The sequence below is a fragment of the Streptomyces sp. NPDC001549 genome, assembly GCF_042894025.1.
GTDB classification, from domain to species: Bacteria; Actinomycetota; Actinomycetes; order Streptomycetales; family Streptomycetaceae; genus Streptomyces; species Streptomyces kutzneri.
Window position 1 is genome coordinate 420,941 of sequence record NZ_JBIAVJ010000005.1, and the last position, 24,883, is coordinate 445,823.

22 protein-coding genes, 1 tRNA gene and 1 pseudogene are annotated in these 24,883 nt (G+C 69.8%); 10 read left to right on the plus strand and 14 right to left on the minus strand.

Annotation, left to right across the window (positions count from 1 at the left end):
• Positions 1-3: 3 nt before the first annotated feature.
• The 3 genes from ACFY04_RS12115 to ACFY04_RS12125 form a co-directional block, all read right to left on the minus strand.
• Complete coding sequence (locus ACFY04_RS12115; RefSeq protein ID WP_389115987.1) at positions 4-1,725, minus strand: ArnT family glycosyltransferase; 1,722 nt, start codon at positions 1,723-1,725, stop codon at positions 4-6.
• Complete coding sequence (locus ACFY04_RS12120) at positions 1,722-3,125, minus strand: glycosyltransferase (protein ID WP_389115988.1); 1,404 nt, start codon at positions 3,123-3,125, stop codon at positions 1,722-1,724. The genes ACFY04_RS12115 and ACFY04_RS12120 overlap by 4 nt, the downstream gene beginning before the upstream one ends.
• 241 nt (positions 3,126-3,366) lie before the next feature.
• On the minus strand, positions 3,367-5,433 hold the full coding sequence (locus tag ACFY04_RS12125; RefSeq protein WP_389115990.1) for a thioredoxin domain-containing protein: 2,067 nt from the start codon (positions 5,431-5,433) through the stop codon (positions 3,367-3,369).
• A 116-nt stretch (positions 5,434-5,549) separates the two neighbouring features.
• On the opposite strand from ACFY04_RS12125, the gene ACFY04_RS12130 reads away from it, so the two are divergent.
• A tRNA-Ala gene (locus ACFY04_RS12130) sits at positions 5,550-5,623 on the plus strand.
• 28 nt (positions 5,624-5,651) lie between these two features.
• On the opposite strand, the gene ACFY04_RS12135 is transcribed toward ACFY04_RS12130, so the two are convergent.
• Positions 5,652-6,410 carry a DUF4344 domain-containing metallopeptidase gene (locus ACFY04_RS12135; protein ID WP_389115993.1) on the minus strand — a complete coding sequence of 253 codons (759 nt, stop codon included), beginning with the start codon at positions 6,408-6,410 and terminating at the stop codon, positions 5,652-5,654.
• Between the two features lie 152 nt (positions 6,411-6,562).
• Between ACFY04_RS12135 and ACFY04_RS12140 the strand changes: the two genes are divergently transcribed.
• Positions 6,563-9,838, plus strand: a complete 3,276-nt coding sequence (locus ACFY04_RS12140; RefSeq protein ID WP_389115994.1) for a tetratricopeptide repeat protein — start codon at positions 6,563-6,565, stop codon at positions 9,836-9,838.
• Positions 9,839-10,133: 295 nt separating this feature from the next.
• Here ACFY04_RS12140 and ACFY04_RS12145 read toward each other — a convergent pair whose 3' ends face one another.
• Positions 10,134-10,358 carry a hypothetical protein gene (locus ACFY04_RS12145; RefSeq protein ID WP_389115996.1) on the minus strand — a complete coding sequence of 75 codons (225 nt, stop codon included), beginning with the start codon at positions 10,356-10,358 and terminating at the stop codon, positions 10,134-10,136.
• A gap of 2 nt (positions 10,359-10,360) precedes the next feature.
• On the minus strand, positions 10,361-11,242 hold the full coding sequence (gene mca, locus ACFY04_RS12150) for a mycothiol conjugate amidase Mca (RefSeq protein WP_314254596.1): 882 nt from the start codon (positions 11,240-11,242) through the stop codon (positions 10,361-10,363).
• Positions 11,243-11,349: 107 nt separating this feature from the next.
• Between mca and ACFY04_RS12155 the strand changes: the two genes are divergently transcribed.
• Both ACFY04_RS12155 and greA read left to right on the plus strand, forming a co-directional pair.
• A complete protein-coding gene (locus tag ACFY04_RS12155) occupies positions 11,350-11,763 on the plus strand; it encodes a DUF4307 domain-containing protein (RefSeq protein WP_389115997.1) in 414 nt (137 codons plus the stop codon).
• 138 nt (positions 11,764-11,901) lie between these two features.
• Positions 11,902-12,399 carry a transcription elongation factor GreA gene (greA, locus tag ACFY04_RS12160; protein ID WP_314254598.1) on the plus strand — a complete coding sequence of 166 codons (498 nt, stop codon included), beginning with the start codon at positions 11,902-11,904 and terminating at the stop codon, positions 12,397-12,399.
• A 107-nt stretch (positions 12,400-12,506) separates the two neighbouring features.
• On the opposite strand, the gene ACFY04_RS12165 is transcribed toward greA, so the two are convergent.
• The 3 genes and pseudogenes from ACFY04_RS12165 to ilvA form a co-directional block, all read right to left on the minus strand.
• Positions 12,507-13,376 (minus strand): ABC transporter permease, encoded by an 870-nt coding sequence (locus tag ACFY04_RS12165; protein WP_389115999.1) that lies wholly within the window; start codon positions 13,374-13,376, stop codon positions 12,507-12,509.
• A pseudogene (locus ACFY04_RS12170) lies at positions 13,373-14,400 on the minus strand (ATP-binding cassette domain-containing protein). Before ACFY04_RS12170 ends, ACFY04_RS12165 begins: the two are co-directional and overlap by 4 nt.
• A 174-nt stretch (positions 14,401-14,574) precedes the next feature.
• Positions 14,575-15,807, minus strand: a complete 1,233-nt coding sequence (gene ilvA / locus ACFY04_RS12175; protein WP_389116002.1) for a threonine ammonia-lyase — start codon at positions 15,805-15,807, stop codon at positions 14,575-14,577.
• Between the two features lie 241 nt (positions 15,808-16,048).
• On the opposite strand from ilvA, the gene ACFY04_RS12180 reads away from it, so the two are divergent.
• From ACFY04_RS12180 to ACFY04_RS12190, 3 genes are read left to right on the plus strand one after another with little or no spacing between them, the layout of a single operon-like run.
• Positions 16,049-16,570, plus strand: a complete 522-nt coding sequence (locus ACFY04_RS12180) for a MarR family winged helix-turn-helix transcriptional regulator (RefSeq protein WP_382542500.1) — start codon at positions 16,049-16,051, stop codon at positions 16,568-16,570.
• A gap of 57 nt (positions 16,571-16,627) precedes the next feature.
• Complete coding sequence (locus ACFY04_RS12185; RefSeq protein WP_373040776.1) at positions 16,628-17,050, plus strand: sigma factor-like helix-turn-helix DNA-binding protein; 423 nt, start codon at positions 16,628-16,630, stop codon at positions 17,048-17,050.
• Complete coding sequence (locus ACFY04_RS12190) at positions 17,047-17,301, plus strand: hypothetical protein (protein WP_389116004.1); 255 nt, start codon at positions 17,047-17,049, stop codon at positions 17,299-17,301. Before ACFY04_RS12185 ends, ACFY04_RS12190 begins: the two co-directional genes overlap by 4 nt.
• Before the next feature lie 439 nt (positions 17,302-17,740).
• On the opposite strand, the gene ACFY04_RS12195 is transcribed toward ACFY04_RS12190, so the two are convergent.
• Complete coding sequence (locus ACFY04_RS12195) at positions 17,741-17,872, minus strand: hypothetical protein (RefSeq protein WP_389116005.1); 132 nt, start codon at positions 17,870-17,872, stop codon at positions 17,741-17,743.
• Positions 17,873-18,321: 449 nt separating this feature from the next.
• Between ACFY04_RS12195 and ACFY04_RS12200 the strand changes: the two genes are divergently transcribed.
• Positions 18,322-18,552 carry a GntR family transcriptional regulator gene (locus ACFY04_RS12200; protein ID WP_389116007.1) on the plus strand — a complete coding sequence of 77 codons (231 nt, stop codon included), beginning with the start codon at positions 18,322-18,324 and terminating at the stop codon, positions 18,550-18,552.
• A 51-nt stretch (positions 18,553-18,603) separates the two neighbouring features.
• On the opposite strand, the gene ACFY04_RS12205 is transcribed toward ACFY04_RS12200, so the two are convergent.
• The gene (locus ACFY04_RS12205) at positions 18,604-19,116 is read right to left on the minus strand and encodes a hypothetical protein (RefSeq protein WP_389116009.1); all 513 of its coding nucleotides are present in this window, start codon (positions 19,114-19,116) and stop codon (positions 18,604-18,606) included.
• Positions 19,117-19,519: 403 nt separating this feature from the next.
• Between ACFY04_RS12205 and ACFY04_RS12210 the strand changes: the two genes are divergently transcribed.
• Positions 19,520-19,924, plus strand: coding sequence for a hypothetical protein (locus ACFY04_RS12210; RefSeq protein WP_389116010.1), 405 nt, complete (start codon positions 19,520-19,522; stop codon positions 19,922-19,924).
• A 2-nt stretch (positions 19,925-19,926) separates the two neighbouring features.
• Here ACFY04_RS12210 and ACFY04_RS12215 read toward each other — a convergent pair whose 3' ends face one another.
• On the minus strand, positions 19,927-20,499 hold the full coding sequence (locus tag ACFY04_RS12215; RefSeq protein ID WP_389116011.1) for a hypothetical protein: 573 nt from the start codon (positions 20,497-20,499) through the stop codon (positions 19,927-19,929).
• A gap of 209 nt (positions 20,500-20,708) precedes the next feature.
• Between ACFY04_RS12215 and ACFY04_RS12220 the strand changes: the two genes are divergently transcribed.
• The gene (locus ACFY04_RS12220) at positions 20,709-22,055 is read left to right on the plus strand and encodes a tetratricopeptide repeat protein (RefSeq protein ID WP_389116013.1); all 1,347 of its coding nucleotides are present in this window, start codon (positions 20,709-20,711) and stop codon (positions 22,053-22,055) included.
• A gap of 1,606 nt (positions 22,056-23,661) precedes the next feature.
• Here the strand turns inward: ACFY04_RS12220 and ACFY04_RS12225 are convergent.
• Positions 23,662-24,003 (minus strand): HNH endonuclease, encoded by a 342-nt coding sequence (locus ACFY04_RS12225; RefSeq protein WP_389116014.1) that lies wholly within the window; start codon positions 24,001-24,003, stop codon positions 23,662-23,664.
• A gap of 599 nt (positions 24,004-24,602) precedes the next feature.
• The coding region (locus tag ACFY04_RS12230) for a hypothetical protein (RefSeq protein ID WP_389116015.1) at positions 24,603-24,883 on the minus strand (281 nt) is incomplete at its 5' end.

Sequence of the window (24,883 nt, forward strand, 5' to 3'; positions counted from 1 at the left end):
GGCTCAGCTCCCACTCGTACGGTCGGCACCGCCGAAGCGGTCGGTCCCGTCGGTCCCGTCGGTCCCGTCAGCCCTGTCGGTCCGGCGGATCTCGATGCGGTCCTCGCCCGACCCGAAGACCGCCACCACCGCCGAATGCTCCAGCGCCGCCTTCACGTTGGGCAGGTTCACCGCGTCACGGCGCACGGTGGGCGAGGAGACCACGTAGTCGATGTCCTGCCAGCCTTGTGGCAGGGTCCTGGTGACAGCCGGGTCGAGGTCCGCCTTGTAGAACCAGACCGCGCCGAGCCCCGGCTCGAAGCCGTGGTGCACCGCGTCCAGCCAGAGGGCGTCGTCCAGCAGCACCCGGGTGTTCGCCGGGTCGGCGACCTCGCTGCCGAGCCAGGCCGCGGCCTGCCGGTACGGGGCGTTCGCGTCCACCGTCAGCGCGGTGCGGTTGCCGTCGTACCAGCGGGGCAGCACGTACACGGCGGCCGACGCGGCGAGTACGCCGAGCAGCGCCCAGCGCGCCCACACCCGCGACCGGCGCTCACCCGGACCGCGGCGGCGGCGCAGCACGGCGTGCGTGATGCTGGCCGCGCCCCCGGCGAGGACGAGCGCGAGGAACGGCAGCGCCTGGATCACGTACATCGCCGGCAGGTAGCCGGTGGGCCGCATCGCGACGGCGGCGAGGATCACGGCGGCGAGCGCGGGGCCGGCCAGTGCCCGGGCGGTGACCGACCACCGGACGGTGGCGAGCAGCAGGACCGCGCCGGCCAGCCCGCCGAGCGGCAGGACGGTGTCGTAGTAGAGCCAGGACCGGAAGACGCCGTTCGAGCCGGAGCCGGGAGTGAGGATGAAGCCGGAGCCCTCGCGGCCCATCTGGTAGGTGATGCCGTCGATGAGCGACACGTGCCCGGAGCCGGGCAGCAGCTCGCCGTTGAGCAGGGCGTACAGCGGGTACGACAGCCCGATCAGCGCACAGGCGGTGATCGCTCCGGTGACCGCGAACTTACGGGTGTCGCGGTGGGTGTGGCGCCACATCGTCACCAGCAGCGCCGGGAGCACCACCAGCATCGTCTCCTTGGTCAGGACGGCGGTGGCGGCCGCCAGCCCGGACCCGAAGTGGTGCCACAGGTGGCGGCTCGGGGACGCGGCGAGGCAGAAGGCCAGCAGCATCCACATCACGGCGAGGTTGTCGAGGAAGATCTCCCGCTGGAGGACCACGGAGAGCGGCGACAGCCCGAAGAGGGCCATCGCGAGCCCGGCCGCCCAGCGCGGCAGCCACAGCCGGCGCGCCAGGACGTACATCAGCACGGAGGAGGCGGCGGAGACGGCGAGCATCGAGAACCGCATCGGCGCGACGGTCATCCAGTCGGGCACGAAGAGCGACGGCAGGTACGTCAGGCCCGCGACCTGGATCCAGCCGAGCGGCGGATGGTCGTACCAGTACGTGTAGTGGGCGAGGCCGTCGCCCTGCTGGACGGCCCAGGCCTGCGCGAGGTAGGTGCCCTCGTCGTCGCTCAGGGTCGGGAAGTTCGTGATGTTCCAGCCCTGGACCAGCACGATCACCAGCAGCAGGGCGCCGCACAGCAGCAGGTCGGGGCGGGAGGAGCGGAAGCGCACGAGCGGCCGGGCGGGCGCGGCCGGGCGCACCCCGAGGCCGCCGGCGACGGGCGTCCGCCGGTCCGGGACGGTGCGGGTCTCTGGCTGGGGATCAGTGGCCGTGGGCAGGGTGGCGGTCACCGGCGGCTGTCCTCTCGGATCGCGGTGGAAGCGGAGACGGCACCGGGTGCGGCGGTGGCGGGTACGGGCGCGGTGGCGTGCGCGGGCGCGCCGGCGGCGGTCGGGGTCGCGGTGGCGGCGGTCGGGGTCGCGGTGGCGGCGGTCGGGGTCGCGGTGGCGGTCGCGGTCAGGTGGGCGCCGGTGTGGCTGGTCAGCTCCCACTCGTTGCGGCCGCGCTGCTCGCGCCAGACCGCACGGATCGCGGCCCCCGCGAGCATCACCTGGTAGAACGGGCCGCCGACGACGAGCTTGACGTAGTGCACGAAACGGACGCGCAGACCGTACTGGCGGCCGAAGTCGTGCAGGCCGACGATCTCGAACACGAACGTCACCATCGCCGTGATCATGGGGAGGAAGGTGATGATCGCGATGCCGACCGGCACGTCGAGGAGGACCGCGACGGCGAAGTTGAGCGGAATGATCACTCCCGACGCCGCCTGCATGAAGGGCGTCATCAGTGTGTAGCGGGCCAGCCAGCGCTGGCCGCGCCCGGGCAGCTGCTGCCAGTCCTTCTTCCGGTACACCTGAAGGAACCCCTGGTTCCAGCGGGTGCGCTGCTTGAGCAGGCTCACCAGCGAGCCGGGCGTCTCCTCGCGGGTGACCATGTCGGAGTCGTAGGCGACGACCACCTTCTTGCCGACCGACGACAGCCGCACCCCGAGGTCGCAGTCCTCGGCGAGGCAGTTCTGGTCCCAGCCGCCGGCCTCGCGCAGCACTTCGGTGCGCACGAAGACGGTGTTGCCGCCGAGCGGGATGAAGCCCTTCTCGGCGTGCAGGTGCAGCCGGGAGCGGAACCAGAAGAAGTACTCCAGGCAGTTGCGCAGGCTGTACCAGCTGGAGTGGAAGTTGATGAGCTGGACCCCGCCCTGGACCACGTCGGCGCCGGTGGAGCGGAAGGCGTGGTCGACGTGGGCGAGCAGCTCGGGGTGGACCTGGTCCTCGGCGTCGAAGACTCCGACGATGTCACCGCGGCAGGACGGGAGGGCGGTGTTGAGGGCCTTCGGCTTGTTCTTCGTCTCGTGGTGGTCGACCACGACCCGTACGCGGGCCGGTGCGCGGGCGGCAGCCCGTTCGGCGACGGCGGCCGTCTCGGGGTCGTCGTGTCCGACGATCACGATGATCTCGTAGTCGGTGTGGCTCGACTCCAGCAGCCGGTCGATGGTGTGCTCCAGGACCGCCTGCTCGTGGCGGGCGGGCAGCAGCAGCGAGAAGGCGAGGCGGCCCTCCCCGTCGGGGCGGTCGAAACGCGTGGAGGCGAGCACCTCGGGGGTCCGCCACGCGTGCATCTGCCACCAGAGCGTGAATGCGGCCATCCAGAAGAGCGCCAGGGAAATGACAGCGATGAACACAGATGTGTACAACAGGCCCCCCACAGACCCGCCGCCCCCCGGCGGCGATCAGCAAACCCCCCGGGGGCTCACGGCGGGCCCCCCGGCCCGCCGCCCCCGCTTCCCCCTTGCGCGCACCCCCCAGTGCGCCGTCTCGGTGACTCCCGAAGCTAAGAGATTAGGCAGTGAACATGACACTCAGCTGCATCGCAGATAAAAAGCGCGTTTCTCAACTCATATACGCGCAACCGGAATTGACGGTACTCCGGTAACTTCAGGGGCGAATCCCACCCAACTGCTCGGCCAGTTCGACCGGTTCCGTCGTAGGCCGCGCGCAGACGAAATGTCGACACACATACGCCGTCGGAAGGTCGTGGACGAGTGTGCGCTCGGCAAGAAGGGGGAACTCACCGCCGGCACCGTCCGCCGTACGCGGAAGACCGACCGCCACCACCGCCCCGGGAGCCGTCCCCAGCAACGCGGTCCGGTGCAGCAGCGCCAGCGCCGGATCCTCCGGATGGCCGACGACCGCCACCTCACGCGGGCCGTCGAGGAGCGCCTCGGCGACCGACAGCCCGTGCCCGATGAAGCGCGGCACCCGCGGCCCGAGCGCGTGCACCACCCCGAGCGCCCGCTCCGCCGCCGTCCGGTGCGCCTCCGATCCGGTGTGCGCCGCGTACGAGAGCAACGCGCCCGCGGCGGCCGTCCACCCCGACGGGGCGGCCGTGTCCGTTGGATCCTGCGGCCTGCGGATGAGCTTCTCCGCGTCGTGCGCCGTGTCGTACAGCGACCCGTCCTCGGCGGTGAACCGGTCCATGACCAGGTCGACGAGGAACCCGGCGAACTCCAGCCAGACCCCCTCGCCGGTCACGGACGCCAGCGCGAGGAAGCCGTCCGCGACGTCGCCGTAGTCCTCCAGCACCCCGTCGTTGGTGCCGACCTGCCCGTCCTTGCTGGTGCGCGACAGCCGCGCCCGGCCGTCCATGTGCACGCGCACCAGCAGATCGGCCGCCTCGGTCGCCCGCTCCACCAGGTCGGGCCGCTCGAAGTACGCCCCGCACTCGGCGAGCGCGGCGATCGCCAGCCCGTTCCACGCGGCGACGATCTTGTCGTCCCGCCCGGGCGCGGGCCGCCGCCCGCGCGCGGCCAGCAGCCGCTCCTTGATCCCGGCGAGCCTGCCCGCCTCCACCGCGGGCCCGTCCTGGGGCAGCTGCAGCACGGACGCGCCGTGCTCGAAGGTCCCCTCCTCGGTCACCCCGAAGTACCCGGCGGCCAGATCCCCGTCGTCCTCCCCCAGCACCTCGCGCAGCTGGGCAGGCGTCCAGGCGTAGTAGGCCCCCTCGACGTGCTCCCCGGTCAGCGGATCCTCGCTGTCGGCGTCGAGCGCGGAGGCGAAGCCGCCCTGGTCGGTGCGCAGCTCCCGGACCATGAAATCGGCGGTCTCCAGCGCGACCCGGCGCGCGAGACCGGACCCGGTGGCGCGCCACAGGTGCGCGTACACCCGGCACAGCAGCGCGTTGTCGTAGAGCATCTTCTCGAAGTGCGGTACCAAAGCGCCACCGGCATGCTGACGCAGCACGTACCGATGGAACCCGCCTCCAATCTGGTCGAACAAGCTTGCGTGGGCCATGGCCCCGCACGCCCCTTCGGCCATCTCGCGGGCCCCCTCGGCCCCGGTCCGGGCATGGTGACGGAGCAGGAACTCCACGATCATGCTCGGCGGGAACTTCGTGTCACCGCCTCCGAACCATCCGCTGGCAGGGTCGTAGTCCCGGGTCAGGGCGAGCAGGGCGTTGGCCTGGGACTCCTCGGTCGGCCTCCCCGTGCCTTCGGTACTGAACGCGCGGCCGGCCAGGTCCCTTGTGATCTTCTGCGCGACCTCTCCCACCTCTTCGCGACGACCGGTCCACGCCGCATGGACGCCTTCCAGGACCTGCATGAAGGAGGGCATGCCGTGCCGGGGCTCGGGCGGGAAATAGGTACCGAAGTAGAAGGGCTCGGCCTCGGCCGTCATGAAGACCGACATGGGCCAGCCGCCTTGCCCCGTGGCTGCCTGCACGGCCTCCATGTAGACGGCGTCCACGTCGGGGCGTTCTTCGCGGTCCACCTTGATGTTGACGAAGTGTTCGTTCATGTACTCGGCGGTCAGCTCGTCCTCGAAGGACTCGTGCGCGAGGACATGACACCAGTGGCAGCTGCTGTATCCCACGCTCAGGAATACGGGCACGCCGCGCCTGCGCGCCTCGTCGAAGGCAGCGGGCTCCCACTGCCACCAGTCGACGGGGTTGTCCGCGTGCTGGAGAAGGTACGGGGACGTGGCGTGCGCAAGTCGGTTGGGCATGCCCCCATCCTCGCGCACCCGGTGGGGACCGGCCCGAATGCGGGGGTGCGGCCCGCCGGGCGTCGCATATTCGGGGGCGGCGGAGGGCGGGCGGCCCATATCATCGCGAGCGGGACGGGGCTCGTAGCGCAGTGGCTGTCGCGCCTTCACCGCATGTGGGAGGACGCCGGTTCGAATCCGGCCGGCCCCGTCCCGCCTTTGTATCGGCCCTCGCCCGCTCACCGCAGGAGCGGTGTCAGGTCGTGGGTCCAGGTGTCGCGGGTGGCTGCCCAGGTCGCCGGGCAGGCCGCACGGGCCGGGGTCGCGAGGTCCGGGTGGCGGGCCGGGTCGTGGCCGTAGGCCGCGCAGCGGTGGGACTCCGCGCGGGCCGGGTCCGGGGCGTGTTCGTCGTCGGGGGCCGGGGTGGGGCCGGCCGCAGCCGCGAGGTCATAGGCCCGGGCGGCCGTCAGCAGGGCGTGGTCGCCCCCCGGGGCGCGCAGGAGCATCAGCTGCGCGAAGCGGTCGGCGGCGTCCTCCTCGGCGCGGCCCTCGTCGCGGACGGGGAGGCCGAGGGCGTCGATGAGGGCGTGGCCCGCCTCGTGGTGGAGGGTCTCCCGGACGACCTCGGAGAGGGGTTCGTCCGCTGGGCGGCGGTCGGCTTCCTCGAACAGCTTCCGGTCCTCCGTCAGGTCGTCGTAGCAGAGCTCGATCCGGTGGGTCCCGGGGTCGTAGCCACTGCCCTCGCCCGCGCAGGAGCGGGCGACGACCGTGATCCGGTGGGGGACGTCGAGGTAGGCGTCGAGGTCGGCGGTGACGAGCTCGACGAGCTTCCACCGCTTCAGGAAGCCGGCGCTCTCGCGGTCGGCTGCGGCCGGTTTCTCGTGGCGTGCGACGAACCCCCCTGCGGCCGGCTGGGGTTCGCATCCGGCCAGAGCCGGCAGCAGTGCCGTCGCGCACAGGACCGACACCAGAGCGGTGCGTAAGCGACGTAGCGTCATGTTGCCCTCCGAATATGCCAGTTGACTGATTTCGACCCGACTGTAGGAGAGAGTGCGCAGTTCCCTCTGAACTAGCTCAGATTCCCTCGCGCTCGGAGGAGTCCCGCAGGACACTTGGGGCTCGTTGCCGGAGCTCTCTGAGGGGGATGCCGATGCGGGACAGCCATCGCGGTGAGGCCGAGCGGCTGTTGGAGCGGGCCGTGGACGACGCGGCGCAGCGGGGAACGGGTGCGGGCATCGACCGGGCGACGCTGCTGGCCCGGGGCCGGGAGGCGCTGGACGCGCTCGCCGCGAGTGCGGCGCCGGAGTACGAGGCGTACGTGCGGGCTCTGGACGAGGCTGCGGCCGGGGACCAGTCGCTCGGTGAGGCCTTCCGGCGGGGCAACCATTCCACGGCGTTGCTGGTGACGGCGGTCGCGGCGGCCACGGCCGTGGGAGCGGACCTGTCGCTGGGTGTCGCGGCCGGTACGGCGCTGACCGCGGGGGCCGTGGTGGGGATCTCCGGTGCGGTGGCGACGGTGGTGAAGGTGACGGCGCTGCACCTGCCGGCCGCGAACCGGCGGGCCGGGGAGCGGGGCCGGCCGGGCGGGCCGGAGCAGTTGAAGCTGCAGTGGCTGTCGGCGCTGGAGGTGCGCGGGATACGGCCGTTCCTGGAGCAGCAGCGTGCGGTGGCCGCGGCGGCCCGGGCGGCCCGGCCCGCCGCGGCCCCGCCCGCCGCGCGGCCGGCTCCGCGGTTGCGGGGTGCGGACCGCAGCGCGGAGGCGCGGCGGCGCAGTGCTCTGGAGCATTCCTTCGGGCAGCTGCCGGCTCCGGCGGAGGTGTTCGCGGGGCGGCGGTCCGAGCTGACGCGGATCGCGCAGTGGGTTCAGGCGGCCCGGGCCAGTACGGAGACCCGGCCGGTGGTGGTGGTGCTGCACGGTGAGCCGGGGGTGGGCCGTACGGCGCTGGCGCTGCGGGCGGCGCACGGTCTGCGGGATCAGTTCCGGGGTGCGTGCGTGGTGGACCTGCGCGGCGGTTCGGCCGGGGAGGCGTCCGGGGAGGCGCCGCTGGCCACCCGGGAGGCGCTGCTGCACCTGATGAACCGGCTGGGTGCGCCCCGCGAGCAGTTGCTGTTCCGCGAGGGCGCGTCGGCGGAACAGCAGGTGCGGCGCCTGGGCGAGCTGTACCACCAGCATCTGCAGGGGCTGCCGGTGACGGTGCTGCTGGACGACGCGGTGGACGCGGCGCAGGTGCGGATGCTGATTCCGGAGCGTTCCGAGAGCCTGGTGCTGGTGACGGCGCGGGAGCCGTTGGAGCTGCCCGCGGATCTGGCGGCGTGGGTGTACCAGCTGCCGGTGGAGCGGTTGGCGCCGGAGGAGGCGGTGGAGCTGCTCCGGGCGCCGCAGGCGGGTGCGGCGGCTCTGCCGGGTGTCGCGGAGGAGGACGTGGCCGCGGTGGTGGAGCTGAGCGGCGGGCTGCCGCTCGCGCTGCGGTTGCTGGCTCCGCTGGCGGGCGAGGGCCGGGCCGCCCTGGCCGACGAGGGCCGGGCCCCGGCCGGCGGTGCGGCGGCGCACCCGGTGGAGGCGGCGCTGCGTGCGGCGGACGCGCGGCTGGCCGAACCCGCCCGGCAGCTGCTGCGGCGGTTGCCGCTGGCCGGGCGGGCGTCGCTGGGCGGTGCGGCGGCGGCCGCGCTGGCGGACGTACCGGAGACGGCGGCGCTGCGCACGCTGGAGGAGCTGTGGGAGGCCGGGCTGATCGAGCGGGTGCGCGGCCAGCGGTTCCGGATGCACGACGCGGTGCGTTCGTACGCGGCGGCGCGGTCGGTGGCGGACGAGGACCGGGCGCAGGCCGCGGCGGCGCACGAGCGGCTGATCCGCGATTACGCGCGGCTCGCGGACTCGGTGATCCGGATGGTCGACGGGAAGATGTCGACGCGGGCGAACACGTTCCTCAAGGGGCCGGTCGGCGGCCATGGTTTCACCTCGCTGGATGCGGCGCTGCGCTGGCTGGACGACGAGTCGAGCTTCATCACGGCGGCGCTGCGGCATTCGGAGGGGGTGGATCAGCAGGCGGTGCTGGATCTGCTGGGTGCGCTGTGCGATTTCTGTCTGCTGCGCGGGGACCTGTACCGGCTGGGTGAGATCGATGAGCTGACACAGGTGGTGGCGGCGGGCCAGAACGGACTGAAGGATCAGCAGGGGCGGCTGGTGCGGTCGGTGCAGTGGCGTACGGGTATCGCGGCGCGCCAGCTGGGCGAGCTGGACAAGGCCCGCACCACGCTGGCGTCGGTGGTGGACCAGTACATGGAGGCCGATCAGGAGGCGGCGGCCGCGATGGCCCTGGTCTCGCTCGGGATCACCTTGCACCACCAGGGCAATCTTCCGGAGGCGGCGGTGCGTATCCGCGAGGCGCTGGTGCTGCAGGAACCGCCGGAGCTGGCGGGTGACCGGGCGTGGGGGCTGCACGCGCTGGCGGCGGTGGAGCGGGACCGGGCGCGGCTGGCGGAGGCGGCGCGGCTGCTGGAGACCTCGCTGGCGCTGCACCGGGAGAGCGAGAGCGTGCACGGGGAGGCCTGGGCGCATTTCCAGCTGGGTCAGGTGCACCTGCGGTTCGGGGACGTGGAGCGGGCGGAGGCGGAGCTGCGGCTGGCCCTGGACCTGTACGGGCGTACCCGCGACGACCGTGGTGAGGCCTGGGCGCTGACGCAGCTGGGCCGGGCCCGGGTGGTGGACGGGGATCCGGGGCCGGCGGTGGACGGGCTGCGGGAGGCGCTGGCCCGGCACCGGGAGGCGGAGGACGCGCGGGGGGAGGCGTGGACGCAGTACTACCTCGGGCAGGCGCTGGAGGTGGGCGGCGCGCGCGACGAGGCGGTACGGGAGCTGGAGCGGGCGCGGACGATGTTCTCGCGGATGCGGGACGTGTACGGGCTGGCGTACGCGCGCCACCATTCGGGCCGGGTGACGCGGGACCAGCGGGCGGCGCAGACGGGGAACCTGCGGAACTCCGGCTTCGCCCGTCAGCTGCTGGTGGACGCGCGGGCGGACTTCCGGCGGATCGGGCTGGCGCACGGCGAGGCGTGGACGTGTCTGGAGCTGGCGGTGATCGACGCGGGCAACGGCCGGCTGTCGCAGGCGCTGGGTCTGTGCGAGGAGGCGGTGCGGCTGTTCATCGCGTACGGGGACCGGCGCGGGGAGGACTGGGCGCGTTTCCTGCGGTGCACGATGCTGCCGTACGCGGTGCCGGCGGCGCCGGAGGAGGCGCGGGCCGAGCTGGGGCGCCTCGCGCAGGCGCCGCATCCGGCGCGGGACGGCCGGCTGGAGGACTGCCTGGAGACCTACGGGGTGATCCTGGGCCGGGGGGTGGATCCGGCGGAGGGCTGGCAGGCGTGGCGGCTCGGCCTGGTCCCGAACCTGCACTCGCGGGAGGTCATGGGGGTCCCGCGGGCCTGACGCTCGCGTCCCGACGGGCAGGGTGGGTCACGGCGCGTCCCGGGCGCGCTCCCCGGCCGGCCACCGGCCCGACGGGCGGCTCCGTGGTGGCCCGGGGACCGGAAGCGGCGGGAACCCGCCGAGGGCCGCAGGCCGGAAGCGGACCGGGGGCGGAGGGAAACCGCGGGAAGCGCCCCGCGGCGGACCCGGCAGCCGGATCGCGCACGCGCGGAAGCCCCCGGCCGCCGGCTTCCCGGCCGGGGCGGCGGCATGCACGCGAAGGCCCCCGCAGCGCCGAACCGCTCCCGGACCGGCCTTACGGGGCCCGGGTGCCGTCCCCGCCGGAGGCGGCCGGCTCCGGGGCCTCCTCGAAGTTCACCCGGCCCATGTGCCGGTTCATGGACTTCATCAGGGCCCACACGCCGACGGCGAGGGCCGCGAACACGATGAAGCCGAGGAGGCCGGGCGTCACCTTGTTCTTGTCGAAGGTGTCACCCGCCAGCGGAAGGAGCTGGGTCAGTGCTGCCTGCGTAGCGCTCATAGCTACGCATTCTCCCGGATGCCCGCGAAGAGGTCGGACTCGGGGAGGGAGGTGTCGACGAGCGACTTCGCGAGCTCGTACTCCTCGGTGGGCCAGACCTCCTTCTGGATGTCCATCGGGACGCGGAACCAGCCGCCGTCCGGGTCGATCTGGGTGGCGTGCGCGATGAGCGCCTTGTCACGGATCTCGAAGAAGTCGGCGCAGGGCACGTGGGTGGTCAGGGTCCGCTCCTTGCGCTCGAACTCCTTCCACCGCTCCAGCCACTCCCCGTAGGGGGACTCCAGGCCGCGCGCGAGCAGCGCCTCGTGGAGGGCGACGGTGCGCGGCTTGTTGAAGCCCTGGTTGTAGTAGAGCTTCTGCGGCTGGTAGGCCGGGCCGTACTCGCTCTCCGGGTACTTCTCGGTGTCGGCCGCGCTCTCGAAGGCCAGCATGGAGATCGTGTGGGTCATGATGTGGTCGGGGTGCGGGTAGCCCCCGTTCTCGTCGTAGGTGGTGATGACCTGCGGCTTGAAGGCGCGGATCTTCTTCACCAGCTCGCCGGCGGCCTCGTGGGCGTCCGCGAGGGCGAAGCAGCCCTCGGGCAGCGGGGGCAGCGGGTCGCCCTCGGGGAGGCCGGAGTCCACGTAGCCGAGCCATTCCTGCTCGATGCCGAGGATGTCGCGCGCCTCGTCCATCTCCCTGGCGCGTACCTCGTGGATGTTCTCCTCGATGTACTTGTCGCCCTGGAGCTTGGGGTTCAGGACCGAGCCGCGCTCGCCACCGGTGCAGGTGACGACCAGCACGGGAATCCCCTCGGACACGTACTTGGCCATGGTGGCCGCGCCCTTGCTCGACTCGTCGTCGGGGTGGGCGTGGACGGCCATCAGTCGAAGCTGCTCGGTCAAAACAGGATCCTCTGCGATTCGGCGCGACACTCAGCTCCTATAGTGACCGAACTGGGGGGCGGAAAATTCCAGGGGTGACCGAGCCGTCCCCGGCGAGAGGAACGATCATGAGCGCGGTGCGCGAGGGACTGCCCGAGGGCCGGTACGGCCGGTCGGCGGACGAGCGTGCGGACCGGAAGCTCAAGATCATCGGATCGGTGCTGGGTGCGGCGCTGCTGGGCGTGGTCGGCTGGATCGGCTGGGACTACGTCGCGGGACAGAGCGTGAGCGCCGAGGTGATCAAATTCCAGGTGATTTCGGACACCGAGGTGAAGGTGCACCTGGAGGTCCGCAAGGACGCCTCGGTCACCGGGGTCTGTTCGCTGAGCTCCCAGAACACGGAGCACGCCGAGGTGGGCCGCGCGGACTTCACCTTCGCGCAGAACCGGTCGCGGGTGGACGAGATCGTCACCCTGAAGACCACCGGCCGGGCGACGATGATCGAGCTGGTCGGCTGCCAGTCGGCGCCTTCCGCCCACTGAGGTCCGAAGAGGATTGAAGTGGCGCCCCACGAGGCAATGAGCCTCTGGGGTCCTCCCCCTTTTCTTCCCGAATTGTTAGGCTCGTGGTTTCGTCCGCCGACGGCGGCCAGTAGTCCCCTGTACCGACGAGGAGCACCCGTGACCCAGACGAGCGAAAGCGTCACCTGGCTGACCCAGGCGGCGTACGACCAGCTGAAGGCGGAGCTGGACTACCTCTCTGGTCCCGCCCGCACGGAGATCGCCACGAAGATCGCAGCCGCCCGCGAGGAGGGCGACCTGCGTGAGAACGGTGGTTACCACGCGGCGAAGGAGGAGCAGGGCAAGCAGGAGCTCCGGGTCCGCCAGCTCACGCAGCTCCTGGAGAACGCCAAGGTCGGCACCGCGCCCGCGTCCGACGGCGTGGTGGCCCCCGGCACGCTCGTGAAGATCGCCTTCGACGGCGACGAGGACGACACCATGGAGTTCCTGCTGGCCTCGCGCGAGTACGCGTCCTCGGACTTCGAGACGTACTCCCCGCAGTCCCCGCTGGGCAGCGGCGTGCTGGGCAAGTCGATCGGCGAGGACGCCGAGTACGAGCTGCCGAACGGCAAGAAGGCCTCGGTCAAGATCCTGGACGTCAAGCCCTTCACCGGCTGATCACCCTCGGTCACCGTTTTCTTCCTGAGTGACAACGCGCGATGCCCGGCCGGACTCTCCCGGCCGGGCATCGCGCGTTGCTGCGGGTACGGGCGTCCTTCCGGATCTCAGCCGTCCGCCCCGCGGTACTTGCGGACCGCGAGTGTGCGGAAGAGCAGGATGATCAGGGCCGACCAGATCAGCGAGGCCCATACCGGGTGGACCATCGGCCAGGCGTCGGACCGGGAGACACCCGGGTTCCCGAAGAGCTCGCGGCAGGCCTGGACGGTGGCGCTGAACGGATTCCACTCGGCGATGGGCTGGAGCCAGCTCGCCATGTTCTCCGTGGGGACGAACGCGTTGGAGATGAACGTGACGGGGAACAGCCAGATCAGCCCGCCCGAGGTGGCCGCCTCCGGAGTGCGTACGGACAGCCCGATCAGGGCGCCGATCCAGGAGAACGCGTACCCGAGCAGGAGCAGCAGGGCGAAGCCGGCCAGCACCTCGCCGGCGCTCGTGTGGGTGCGCCAGCCGACGAGGAGGGCGACCATCGCCAGCACCACCATGGTCAGCGCCGTCTGCATCAGGTCCGCCAGGGTGCGGCCGGTCAGGACGGCGCCGCGCGCCATGGGCAGCGAGCGGAAGCGGTCGATCAGCCCCTTGTGCATGTCGTCGGCGATGCCCGCGCCGGCACCTGCGGTGGCGAAGGTGACGGTCTGGGCGAAGATGCCGGCCATCAGGAAGTTCCGGTAGTCGCTGGCGCTGGTCGAGCCGCCGATCATCATCGAGCCGCCGAAGACGAAGCTGAACAGCACCACGAACATGACGGGCTGGATCAGCCCGAAGATCAGCATCTCGGGAATCCTGCTGAGGCGGATGACGTTCCGCTTGGCGATCACGAGGGAGTCGTTCACGCTCTGGGCGACGCCGCCGCGCGGACGGGACGCCGTGAGTTCGCGGTGCGGGGAGGCGCCCGGGTTCGGGGAGGTAAGGGTCACGTCGCCACCTCCCTCCGGGTCGTCTTGCGGTCCTCGGCGGCGGGAGCGGCCGGCGCGTCGCCGTTCCCGTTCTCTTCCGCGGCCCGTTCGGCGGCGTGCCCGGTCAGGGAGATGAACACGTCGTCGAGGGTGGGGCGGCGCAGGCCTATGTCGTCGATCTCGATGCCCCGGCCGTCGAGTTCTCGGATGACCTCGGCGAGCAGCTTGGCGCCGCCCGACACGGACACGGTCAGTTTGCGGGTGTGCTCCTCGACCGTGGTCTCACCCTTGCCGAAGCCGGCGAGCACCTCGCGCGCGGTGGTGATGTGCTGCCGCTCGTGGACGACGACCTCCACGCGCTCGCCGCCGGTACGGGCCTTGAGCTGGTCGGAGGTGCCGCGGGCGATGACCTTGCCGTGGTCGACCACGCAGATGTCGTGCGCGAGGTGGTCGGCCTCCTCCAGGTACTGGGTGGTGAGGAGCAGGGTGGTGCCGCCGGCGACCAGTTCCTGGATGATGCCCCACAGCTGCTGGCGGTTGCGGGGGGCGAGTCCGGTGGTCGGCTCGTCCATGAACATCACGGGTGGGCTGACGACGAGGGCGGCCGCGAGGTCCAGGCGCCTGCGCATGCCTCCGGAGTACGTCTTGGCCGTGCGGTCCGCGGCGTCGGAGAGGTTGAAGCGTTCGAGGAGTTCGGTGGCCCGGGCTTTGGCCGCCTTGGCCTTCATCTGGTAGAGCTGGCCGACCATCTGGAGGTTCTCGCGGCCGGTCAGGTACTCGTCGACGGCCGCGAACTGGCCGGACAGGCCGATGGACCGGCGGACTTCGTTGGGGTGCCTGAGCACGTCCATGCCGGCGACGACGGCCTTGCCGCTGTCGGGCCGCAGGAGGTGGTCAGGACACGTACGGTCGTGGTCTTGCCCGCGCCGTTCGGGCCGAGGAGACCCAGGACGGTGCCTTCGGGGACATCGAGGTCCACGCCGTCGAGAGCCCGTACATCGCCGAAGGTCTTGACCAGACCTTCGGCGTAGATAGCGCCTGGCATATGGATTCTCCCAGTGAATCGGGCCAGTAGAATCAGGATATTCAGGGCATTTCTACGCAAATCCTATGAGCGCCGGGCAGGTCCCGCTCGGCCGAACGGGGGATGTCCGGGGGTCGGATGCGACCGGACGGTCGGGGACAGCCGGGGCGGCCGGGGACACCCCCAGCTCATCGCCTAGCTCATCACCTTGTATCCCGCGCCGTGCAGGGAACGCGCGACTTCCGCGCAGTGCTCCGGGCCCTTCGTCTCCAGGTGCAGCTCCACCTCCACCTCCGTGAGCCCCAGCCGCGGGTCCGTCCGCACGTGGCTCACGTCCAACACGTTCGCATCCACCACTGACAACACCGCCAGGAGCCCGGCCAGGGCGCCGGGCCGGTCGGCCACGCGCAGCCGCAGGGACAGGTACCGGCCCGCCGCCGCCATGCCGTGGCGCAGGATCCGCTGGAGCAGCAGCGGATCGACGTTCCCGCCGGACAGGACGGCCACCACCGGGCCGCCGCCGTACAGTTCGGGCTCGCTGAGCAGGGCCGCGACCGTGCTGCACCCGGCCGGTTCGACCACCAGTTTGGCCCGCTCCAGGCAGAGCAGCAGGGCACTGGAGAGGGCGTCCTCGGAGACTGTACGCACGTCGTCGACGAGCTCGGCGATGATTTTGAAGGGGACGTCTCCGGGGCGGCCGACCTTGATCCCGTCGGCCATCGTGACCGGTTCGTCGATCGAGATCGGATGTCCGGCCTTGAGCGAGGGCGGGTACGCGGCCGCGCCCGCCGCCTGCACCCCGATGACCCGCACGTCCGGCCGCAGCGCCTTCACGGCGACCGCGACACCGGCCGCGAGACCGCCGCCGCCGATCCCGACGAGGATGGTCCGCACCTCCGGGCACTGCTCCAGGATCTCCAGGCCGACCGTGCCCTGGCCCGCGATGATGTCGCGGTGGTCGAAGGGGTGGATGAACACCGCGCCCGTGCGGTCCGCGTACTCCTGGGCGGCCAGGAAGGTCTCGTCGACGACCTGCCCGTGCAGACGCACGTCGGCGCCGTACTCCTGGGTCGCGGCCACCTTCGGCAGCGGAGCCCCGACCGGCATGAACACGGTCGAGCGGACCCCGAGGAGGGAAGAGGCCAGCGCCACGCCCTGCGCGTGGTTGCCCGCGCTCGCGGCGACGACACCGGCGGCCCGCTGCTCGGGGCGCAGGCCGGCGATGCGCACGTAGGCGCCGCGGAGCTTGAAGGAGCCGGTGCGCTGGAGGTTCTCGCACTTGAGGTGGACCGGGGAGCCGGTGAGCGCGGAGAGGTGCCGGCTGCCCTCCATGGCGGTGACCCGCGAGACGCCGGACAGCATCTTCTGGGCCCCCCGGACGTCGTCGAGGATGACCTGGGGGACGGGCTGGGGCACGCGGTAGTTCATGCCGCCAGTCTCGCAGCCCGGGCGGGAGCCGGCTCCGGGCCGCGGGAGGGCCTGCGGGAGGAGCCGCGGGAGGGCCTGCGGGAGCGCCTGCGCGAGGGGCGATATCTCGCCATCCGGGACACCTGCGGGGCGGGGGCCCGAACCGGCCGCATCAGTTCTCGTACGCGGCGTACGAGCCGCCGCACGGCCGCGTACTCTGTCCCCCATCCTTGTCGGACCCACGCGAAGAGAGCCCACGGCCATGCCTTCCACCCCGGCCAATTCCGATCTGCCCGCGGCGCCCGGCGCGCCCGCCGGAGCCGGTCTCCTCGACGCGCTCCAGCACCAGGTGGCGGTCTTCGCCCGCCGTGCCGAGCAGACCCGTCTGGGCGGTGTGGGCCAGGCCCGCAACTCGATGGACCGCGCCGCCTACCTGCTGCTGAACCGGCTCGACCTGGAAGGCCCGATGGGTGTGAAGGCGCTCGCCGGCGGCATGGGCATCGACTCCTCCACGGTGACCCGGCAGGTCGCACCGCTGGTCGACAGCGGTCTGGTCAAGCGGACCTCGCACCCCGAGGACGGACGGGCCGTGGTGCTCGCGCTGTCCCCGCGGGGGCTGGCCCGGCTGGAGGAGGTCCGCTCCTCGCGGCGCGAACTGATGGCCCGGGTGACGGAGGGCTGGAGCGAGGGCGAGCGGGAATCCTTCACCGGTCTGCTGACGCGCTTCAACCTGTCGCTGTCGGAGCTCATGGCGGCCGTGGCCGAAGCCGGCCCCGCCTCCTGAGCGGAGTCCGTCCGTCCTCTTGACCCGGGCGGCCCCGCTGCCCGCACTATGTGGACTATGCGGGTGGTTGATCAACAGGCGGGCTCCTACGCGGAGTTCGAAGCCTTCGTCGCGGGCGCGGCCGGGCGTCTCCTGCATGTCGCGCTTCTGCTGACCGGTGAACCGGAGTCGGCCCGGCGGCTGCTGGCGGGCGCGCTGGCCCGTACGTACGCGAACTGGCGGCGCCTGCGCGGGGACGATCCGTACGACTTCACCCGCCAGGAGCTGTGCACGGCCTTCGCCCGGACCGGCTGGCGCCATCACGGTGGCGCCGGTGTGCTGGCGCGGCTGAGCCCGCCGGAGCGGCTCGTACTCGTCCTGCGGCTCTACGAAGGGGTCGCGGAGGAGGTCACGGCGGCGCAGCTCGGGATGCCGGTGGAGCGGGTACGGGTGCTGTGCAACCGGGCCGTGGAGGCGCTGAGGAACCGGGAGGCGGCGTGAGCGGGCTCCCCGACCGGAAGGAAGCGCAGGTCAGACGGCTCCTGGAGGGCCCGTACCCGCCGGTGCCGACGGGGCTCGCGGCGGGCGCCGCGGCCCGGGGCGACCGCCTCCTGCGCTGGCGCCGGGCCCTGCGCAGGTTCGGCTGGGCCGTGCTCTTCGCCGCGGCGGTGGCCTTCGCGGTGTGGGCCTCCCTGACCCGCCCGTGGGCCACACCCCCGAGCGGCATCTCCCCACCCCTGGAGGGCTGGTAGCCCGCCGGGCCCATTCCGGCTTCGCCGGTCCGCATTTCAGCCTCGCCGGCGTTTGAGCAGGGGGCACCTCCCAGCGATAGCTGGGGGAGGGTCCGGGCGGAGCCCGGTGCCCGGCGGAGCCGGGTTTCCTGGGGCGCCGCCCCGGTGGACCCTACACCCTGGGAACTCGGAAGAACACCAGGTCAGCGCAGGAAAGAGCCCCGTCCGGCACGTGCCGAGCGGGGCAATTTCGTCTGTCAGGCTGGTCAGTTTCTGCGGTAGGCGGGTAGCTCATCGTCCCATTGCGGGCCGGGGCTGTACTGGTGCACGCAGTCCGGACAGGTGTATAGGGTCACCCCGGCTCCGCTGGTGCGCGGAATGAGCCGGATGGACACCGGGGCGCCGGACAGGTGCCCGCACACAGTGCTTACGGCGGGCTCACTGGTGAATGTTTCGGCGGTCATGCCGACACCCCCGCAGCAGCGAACGCAGCGGCACCGAACGGGGCACTCTCGTACGTGTACGGGTAGTCAATACCGAGTTCCGCGAGCGCCACGGCTAGCCGACGCTCCTTGATGGCGCGCAGTTCCATGGTCGCTCCGTCGGCCCACGGGTCATTCGTTACCGACGCTGCCCGGTACGACAGGGGCGAGTCGGTCCGCTCCTCGCTCATCCATGCCCGCCGAGCGGCAACGTGCTCGGGCTCGGGGGTAGGCCACGGGGTCATGTGGATGCGCGGCGAGAGAGGTACGGGGATGCGGGCGGGGGTTCGTCCCGCTGCGTGCTTTCCGGGCTTTCGCCGGCTCGGCAGCACGCAGAGAATCAGGGCTAAGACAGACAGTCCGATTGTCGTGAGGGCGATAAGCTCGCGCATGTCGTTCAGCTCCAACTAGCTGTTCGGCGGAGCCCCGTCCGACCGTTCCCGCGGTTGGTCGGGGCGTTTTCGTTGTCGAAAGTAGCGATCCTGTCCATCCCTGTCCACCCCTCGGGGCGGATATGGGCCGCTGTGCGTACTCGTGGGTTCATGGGTACTGTCCGAGCGTGGAGTTCGACCCTCGGCGCCCGAAGTGGCAGCAGATCGCAGACGAGATCACCTGCCGCATTGACGGCGGGCAGTACCCGCCCGGATTTCAGCTGTCCGAAGTCCGGCTAGCGGCCGAGTTCGGCGTGAACCGAGACACCATGCGGAAGGCGACCCGAGCACTGCGGGAGTCGGGCCGGATCACGACCACACCCGGCATGGGTTCTTTTGTTGCCGATGGCGACCACTAGGGCGAGGCGCGAGATGACTTCCTGCCAGCGCGTGAGCGCGACTGGCTGTCCTCAGGTGACTCGTCGTTGGTCGTGGGTCGGGTGCACTTCGGCGGGTAGGGAATCGGGATCCATCACTGTTACCCCTCGCAACTTGCGGTGCAGCCGCTGGGCGAGCATGCCGGGGTAGCGGGGCTTGTTGAAGCTGGAATACACGTCGCGCTCTGAGGTAGTCCACCCGTTCCCGTTCGCGCCTATGCGGTAGAGGGTGCCGGACACTCCACTCAGGACCGACTTACGGACGAGTAGCAGAACGGCAGTCTTCTCATCCGGCAGGAACGGGCAGTGTCGCAGCGACAAGGGGAGGCACGGCGAGCACACGGGCGGCATGTCGGTGGTGATCCGGGTCGGATCTTTCGGTCCCTCGCCGGGGCGCTGCCACTCGAGGAACATCGTGCCGGTACTCGTCTCTGCCGGCTTCGCGCACACCTGACACAGGAGCCGGTTCATGCACTCGCGCTGCCGCAGCGGGTGCATGCAGTCGTAGAGGACGCGCCCCCGCTCGCCCTCGCTCGGGTTGGTCATCCGGGCCCACAAGTTGCCGTGTGAGTCCCGGTCCTCTGGTCGGGGATGGCGGTAGGCGAGATGCGGCTTTCCGTTGGCCGGTACCTCGATGCACAGCTCAGATACGTAGGGCCCGGACTCATTGCTGTAGGCCGCTACGTAGGGAATAGGAATGCGCACGGATGATCTTTCTGCGTCAGAGTCAGAGGACTGCCCCGCCCATGTGCCACGGTGGTAGCGCAGGGGCGGGGCGGGCGGAACCCTGCACGGTGCGCACCGTGGGTGGGTTCCTCATCCGTTGCTGAACACGCCCAGCGGCCCGGCAACGGGTCATGCAACCCGTTCTTCGGCGCTCGTCCCCCGTGAGGGGGCGGTGCGGTCGGAAACGGGCGTCTGTGGTGCTGGTGAGAGCTAGGCTCCGGTCATGCCCGAGCCTTTCGTGAACGGCGACGTACATCACCGCGCGTGCGGTATCTGTCCGTCCCGCGTCCACGTTGTTGGCGAGTTCGACGTGTTCGAGCGCCCAACACCGGAATGCCCGTTCAACAAGGCGGACGGGCACCGGTACTTGAGCGATGGGACACCGGTCTGTGTCCACCCCGAAAAGGTTGGACTGCCCGCGAGGCGCTACAAGAGCGAGAACGCCCCGCTGACTGTCGAGTTGCAACTACCGCCCGACCCTTCCGCGGTGGCGCCGTACCTGCATGACGTGCTGTACGGCGCGGCCCCGGTCCTACTTGATGACCTGATCTCTCAGGCACAGCAGCAGATCCGGCAGCACTTCCCGGAGCTGGACCCGCTTGCGATCATGCGGCAGGCACTCGGGTAGCCCTACGCGGCTACGGGCTCGAACGTGATGCTGTGCGCGAGCCCCATGCGGCGGAATCCCGCCGCCTCGTACTTCGCTCGCAGGATGCCGAGCCGGCGAGCCACCTCGTCATGCGTGATCCAGTACCGGGCGGGCGGCTCGCCCCACGCGGCGCGGTACGCCTGGTGGGTGTAGTCGTCCCGTGTCCAGTCGGTGTGTTCCTGGTCGGTCTGGTGGATGATCTGCGCGCCGACCCTGGCCGTGATCCGGGCGAGGATCTGCGGCTGAGCGATCATGGCGTGCGTCATCTCGTCCACGGGCACGGCGACAGGGATTTCCGCCGCGCGCTCGTCGCCGGTCATCTCGAACACGGCGGCCTTGAGGCAGAGCGCCCGCAGCCCCTCGGTGAAAAGCGGGGCCGCGTCGGTCGCCTGGTCGTACTCGCTGATGACCGGACCGCCGGAAAAGCAAGTCCAGTCCTCGTCGTACCGGAGGCTTGCCGCCTTGAACGCGGTGAACTCGGGGTCGGCCTCTACGGCCGCCAGGATTTCCCGTGCGCGCTCCGCAACGCGCTCAACATGGGGAAGGGTGTGCATGGCTGTGCTCCTTCGGTCGTGTTTCGCGATTGGGTGGGGGTGCTCGACTCCGCCCCGTTCGTCACGCGGTGCCGAGTCCGCCCACCCTCGTCACATCCCTTGGTGTCCGTGCTCGCACTAGGCAACCGCTCGACCACGCACAGCGGTACCGTTGGGAAGCGGGCAGGAGTTAAGAGCGTTAAGCGGTCAGAGCACGGGAGTTGGGGCCAGTGACGACACGACAGCCGAACGCCGGACTGGAGCGGCTGTATCGCGAGAGCGGGTGGACCCTGCGGCAGTTCGCCCAAGAGGTCAACCGCATCGGGACCGAACGCGGAACCCCCCTGAAGTACCAACAGCCCTCGGTGCACCAGTGGTTGAGCGGCCACCTGCCGAAGGAATCCGTCCGGCCACTGATTCTCGAAGTGCTTGCCCGGAGACTGCTCCGTCCCATCACGCACAGTGAGGCAGGCTTTCCACAGGCTCCCGGAGATCAGGAACCCGACCACCCCAGTACGGTTGAAGGGTTGCTAGACCTGGGGAGGCAAGACATGGACCCATCACGCCGAAGCATTCTCGGGGTCGGCCTATTCGCTGTTGCACTGACTGTTCCCAACTGGCCAGATGTGGTGGGTCGAATGGAAGCCGTCCAGAAGGGCCACGTTCAGCGCATAGGAATGGCGGACGTCCAGACCGTCGCCGCAATGACCGAGCGAATTTCTGATCTTGACGACCAGTTCGGCGGACGAACTGCGCGCCCCATGGCTGCCGCGTTCCTCGTGAACACTGCGACCCCATACCTGCGCGCAGAAGCACCCGACAGCGTACGCAAAGCGATGATGGGCGCTGTTTCGGATCTCTGCTACCTCACTGGCTATATGGCAGTAGACGAGGGTCTGCACGGATTGGCGCAGCGCTATTACCTCAAGGCATTGGAACTCGCCGGAGCCTCCGAAGATCACTTGACTTTCTGCACGACGCTTCGGGGGATGAGTGTTCAGGCAGTCGATTTGGGACACGGCGCAGAGGCTATGCGGCTTGCGGATGCCGCTGCCGCCGCCTCACCGAAAGCGGGCCCACGAATGCGCGCTTTCCTCGCTGGCCAACAAGCCCATGCAGCAGCTCAAATCGGGGACCGAATTTCCGCGCAATCCTATTTGAGCGAAGCTGAAGTCGCCATGGAAAAGGCCGAGTCACAATCCAAGGCATTCGGCTCATACGACCCGTCATCATTGCTCTACCACACGAGCCAGGTGAAATTCGAGCTGGGTGATGTAGCCGGATCAATCTCGGCAATGCAACAGTCGGACAAAATCCGCCAGAGCGTCTACCGGCGAGCACGTGTCCGCCATCGCTGCACCCTAGCTGAACGGCAGCTCGACCTAGGTCACCTTGAGGCGGCGTGCGAAACATGGATTCTCGCACTGGAAGATTACCCCAGCCTTCAATCCGGTCGAGCAGACGAGCGCATCAAGGCCATGCACAGTCACATTCGGCCCTACCTCAAGAATAGCGCGGCCCGAGACCTCTTTGAGCGGGCGCGATTGGTGACCCCTTCACAATTGATGCCCCACTAAGGCGACTTCGCGAACTCTATTCGGTGAACAAATTCGCGGACGCAGAATCGTTCCGCAGGACGACGAAAGGCCCGGCACCTCTCGCAGGAGCGAGCAAAGTACCGGGCCAGTGTCAGGCATCCACAGAAACGGCCTAATCAGCCGTGCGAGTTTTTTGCCTCCCTGCCGTGCGGCCTCGGGAGGGGCAGGGGTCACCCCCCTGGGTCAGAACGGCGGACGTTCCAGCGCTTCACGCCGTGACCGCGCTTCGGCAGCGAATCCGCCCGGCTGATGCCTCGCGGTCTCCCTGCTGTGGCACGACGTGCACAGCGGACGCAGACGAGAGGCAACGTCCGCATCGGCAACACCCCGAGCCAGCAGCGACCGGCGCGACTCGGGGAAGTGGTCCGCGACCGTCGCGGTCTTCCCGCACAGCACACACCACGGATTCCGATACAGGTACGCGCGCCGGATGTAAAGCCATCGAGGCCCGTACGCGCTCGTGCCTGGTGTGACCCGCTGTGCAGTCGCCTCGCGCTCGTGCTTGACGCAGCGGCCACCATGGGCGGTCAGCTCCGGGCACCCGGGTATGGAGCAAGGGGGGCGGGGCTTGCGGGGCATGGATAACTCCCTAGGAGGGGGATCTCATGAAGTCGGGGCCAACCAACGGCCTGCGGTGAAACCAGTGATGCTGTAGTTGCGTATGCGGCGATTGCAGAATCGATTCGCCGACCGGCGGCCTATCTACTTCGCTGCATGCGGGTTGCGCATGGGGGGTAGAGAGTTATGCTTGGTGCGCTCTATTGCGACTCGGGGGATTCATGAGTAGCCCACCTAATGAACCATCAGCGAACGCACCTAGTGGAGATCGGGACAGCTGGGCGAGTCGCCATGCCGCAGCACTAATTGGTGCGCTGGCCGTAATCGTTGCGGCTATCATCGCGCTCGCAGGGGTTCTAATTAAGGATGTGGACCCAGCACCAGACCCAGACCCTAAAGTCACGACGGAATCTAGCGCACGGGGGTCGACGCCCCCGTCCGAGCCCCCCGTCAGCCGGCCGGCCACAACAGATCCGGCCACTCCACCCAAGGTGGCAGCCCCGAAGGCTCATTGGGTGGGGGTTGCAACCCTCCCCTTTTCCCTTAATATGAATTCAAACGCAGGGGCTGAACTCGATGGCGCTAATCCGGGGAAGTTGGTGCCAGCTGGCGATGACCTCCGAGGCGACTTCAGTTCATCTGCGAAAATCATGGTCATGAGCGGTCGAGTCGCCTATGCCATAGGGGATATTGATCGGCGCGCGTCGTGCGAGAACGCAAAGTCGTCTGGTGTGGCCAACACGCCGGCAGCGGTAAGCATTTATGTAGGCAACCAGATCGGGGGCGCCTACTGCATGCTAACCACAGAGGGACGCTTGGCAGCTTTTGAGATCGTCTCAGCCGAAGGTCTTCCACTACCCAGCTCAGTAACCGTCAAGGTAGTTCTATGGGATTAACTCAGCGCCATACGCCGCGTACCTAGTCACGCGCAAGAGATTCGGCGTAATCCAACCGAGCCCGAGTAGCGCAGAGTGCACATTTACACACTGCACCAAGGCGAGCCGGGTTAGGCAGGTCTAGGGCGGCGTCAATGGCGACGCACCCCGAAGTCCGTTGCAGTCTTCAACTGGTGGCAGCCGTGACACAGCACCTGCACGTTGCCGTCGGTGTCCTCGCCACCGAGGGACAGCGGGCGCACGTGGTCCACGTCCACCTCGTCCGCGGGGAAGTCGCCTAGGCACCAGTCACACCACGCCGAACCCCGTTCCTGCACGAGCCGGCGGAACCGCGCGGCAGCGTCATACCGGGCCGCTCGTCGCCGGCTCCGTGACCGCCGTGCCCGAACAGCGGGACGACGCTCGTAGCCCTGGTGGTGACTGTGGCAACGTCCGCGGTGCGTCGCAGGGTCGGTGCAGATACAGCTCGTCATAGGTCACCGCCTGGTGCTCGTCCTGGTCCTGGTGCTCGATGTCCTCGCCGGCTCGGGGCCGGTCCGAACAGAGTGGGGACCGCACGCGCTTACAACCCCTTTCGGCACCCCGCAGGGTGGTTACTCATGGGCGGTGCGGTCCCCGATCTCATTCCGTGAAGTAGCAGAACGCACAGATGCCCCGGAGATTCACGGGAGCATCCGGGCGGCGTACCCCGTCCGCAATGAGCTGATCCCGAGTTCGCGGGAAGTGCCGTACCAACTCCGCCCGGCCCTCGCCGCATGCCTGGCATGTTGGATACGTGTCGAGGAATCTGCGGCGGACGGCAGCCCAGTCAGCCCCGCCGCCTACGTTGTGAGTATCACCGGCGGATTGATCGGCTCCCCATTCGCGTGTCTGGGCGTCACATCAATGGTCACCAACCGGCCTGGGCGTCCAGGGTCTCTCAATCCCTGGATTCCGCGAGGCATGGGAGCCCCGCCGTTTACCACGGGGAGGCCCGTCGGGGCATCAGACCACGCCGGCTGCCCCATGGCGTCACGGGGGAAGTATGGATAGCTCCCTTCAGGGCCGGGGTCGAGAGCGTCAACAGCCATGATCAGTCCATTCCCGAAATGTAGGCGGTGCGCTTAGCGTTCAGCTCCTGATCAAACTCGGACGCCAACTCCGAAGCCTTCTTATCGGCGTGTGACACGATGTCTTCCAACAAGCGTGCGTCATACCAGCGCTGTTCAGGAACAGTGGATACCTCGCCCAATGCAGACTGTGCCAGCTGCGCCTCAGTTATTGAGCCGAAACTCCTCGGTTGCCTGGTCGTTGGTCGGGTGTGATCGAGAGTGGGGATATGCGCCGGCTGTCGCCGGATGCGCAGGAGGATCT

What these genes read in the sequence shown, in the direction of transcription:
- ACFY04_RS12135 (WP_389115993.1), bottom strand. Translation starts at nt 6,410, where the DNA reads ATGACGCTACGTCGCTTACGCACCGCTCTGGTGTCGGTCCTGTGCGCG.
- ACFY04_RS12125 (WP_389115990.1), bottom strand. Translation starts at nt 5,433, where the DNA reads ATGCCCAACCGACTTGCGCACGCCACGTCCCCGTACCTTCTCCAGCAC.
- ACFY04_RS12215 (WP_389116011.1), bottom strand. Translation starts at nt 20,499, where the DNA reads ATGCACACCCTTCCCCATGTTGAGCGCGTTGCGGAGCGCGCACGGGAA.
- ilvA (WP_389116002.1), bottom strand. Translation starts at nt 15,807, where the DNA reads ATGAACTACCGCGTGCCCCAGCCCGTCCCCCAGGTCATCCTCGACGAC.
- ACFY04_RS12155 (WP_389115997.1), top strand. Translation starts at nt 11,350, where the DNA reads ATGAGCGCGGTGCGCGAGGGACTGCCCGAGGGCCGGTACGGCCGGTCG.
- ACFY04_RS12205 (WP_389116009.1), bottom strand. Translation starts at nt 19,116, where the DNA reads ATGACCAACCCGAGCGAGGGCGAGCGGGGGCGCGTCCTCTACGACTGC.
- ACFY04_RS12210 (WP_389116010.1), top strand. Translation starts at nt 19,520, where the DNA reads ATGCCCGAGCCTTTCGTGAACGGCGACGTACATCACCGCGCGTGCGGT.
- ACFY04_RS12145 (WP_389115996.1), bottom strand. Translation starts at nt 10,358, where the DNA reads ATGAGCGCTACGCAGGCAGCACTGACCCAGCTCCTTCCGCTGGCGGGT.
- ACFY04_RS12180 (WP_382542500.1), top strand. Translation starts at nt 16,049, where the DNA reads ATGCCTTCCACCCCGGCCAATTCCGATCTGCCCGCGGCGCCCGGCGCG.
- ACFY04_RS12185 (WP_373040776.1), top strand. Translation starts at nt 16,628, where the DNA reads ATGCGGGTGGTTGATCAACAGGCGGGCTCCTACGCGGAGTTCGAAGCC.
- ACFY04_RS12195 (WP_389116005.1), bottom strand. Translation starts at nt 17,872, where the DNA reads ATGGAACTGCGCGCCATCAAGGAGCGTCGGCTAGCCGTGGCGCTCGCG.
- ACFY04_RS12140 (WP_389115994.1), top strand. Translation starts at nt 6,563, where the DNA reads ATGCGGGACAGCCATCGCGGTGAGGCCGAGCGGCTGTTGGAGCGGGCC.
- ACFY04_RS12225 (WP_389116014.1), bottom strand. Translation starts at nt 24,003, where the DNA reads ATGACGAGCTGTATCTGCACCGACCCTGCGACGCACCGCGGACGTTGC.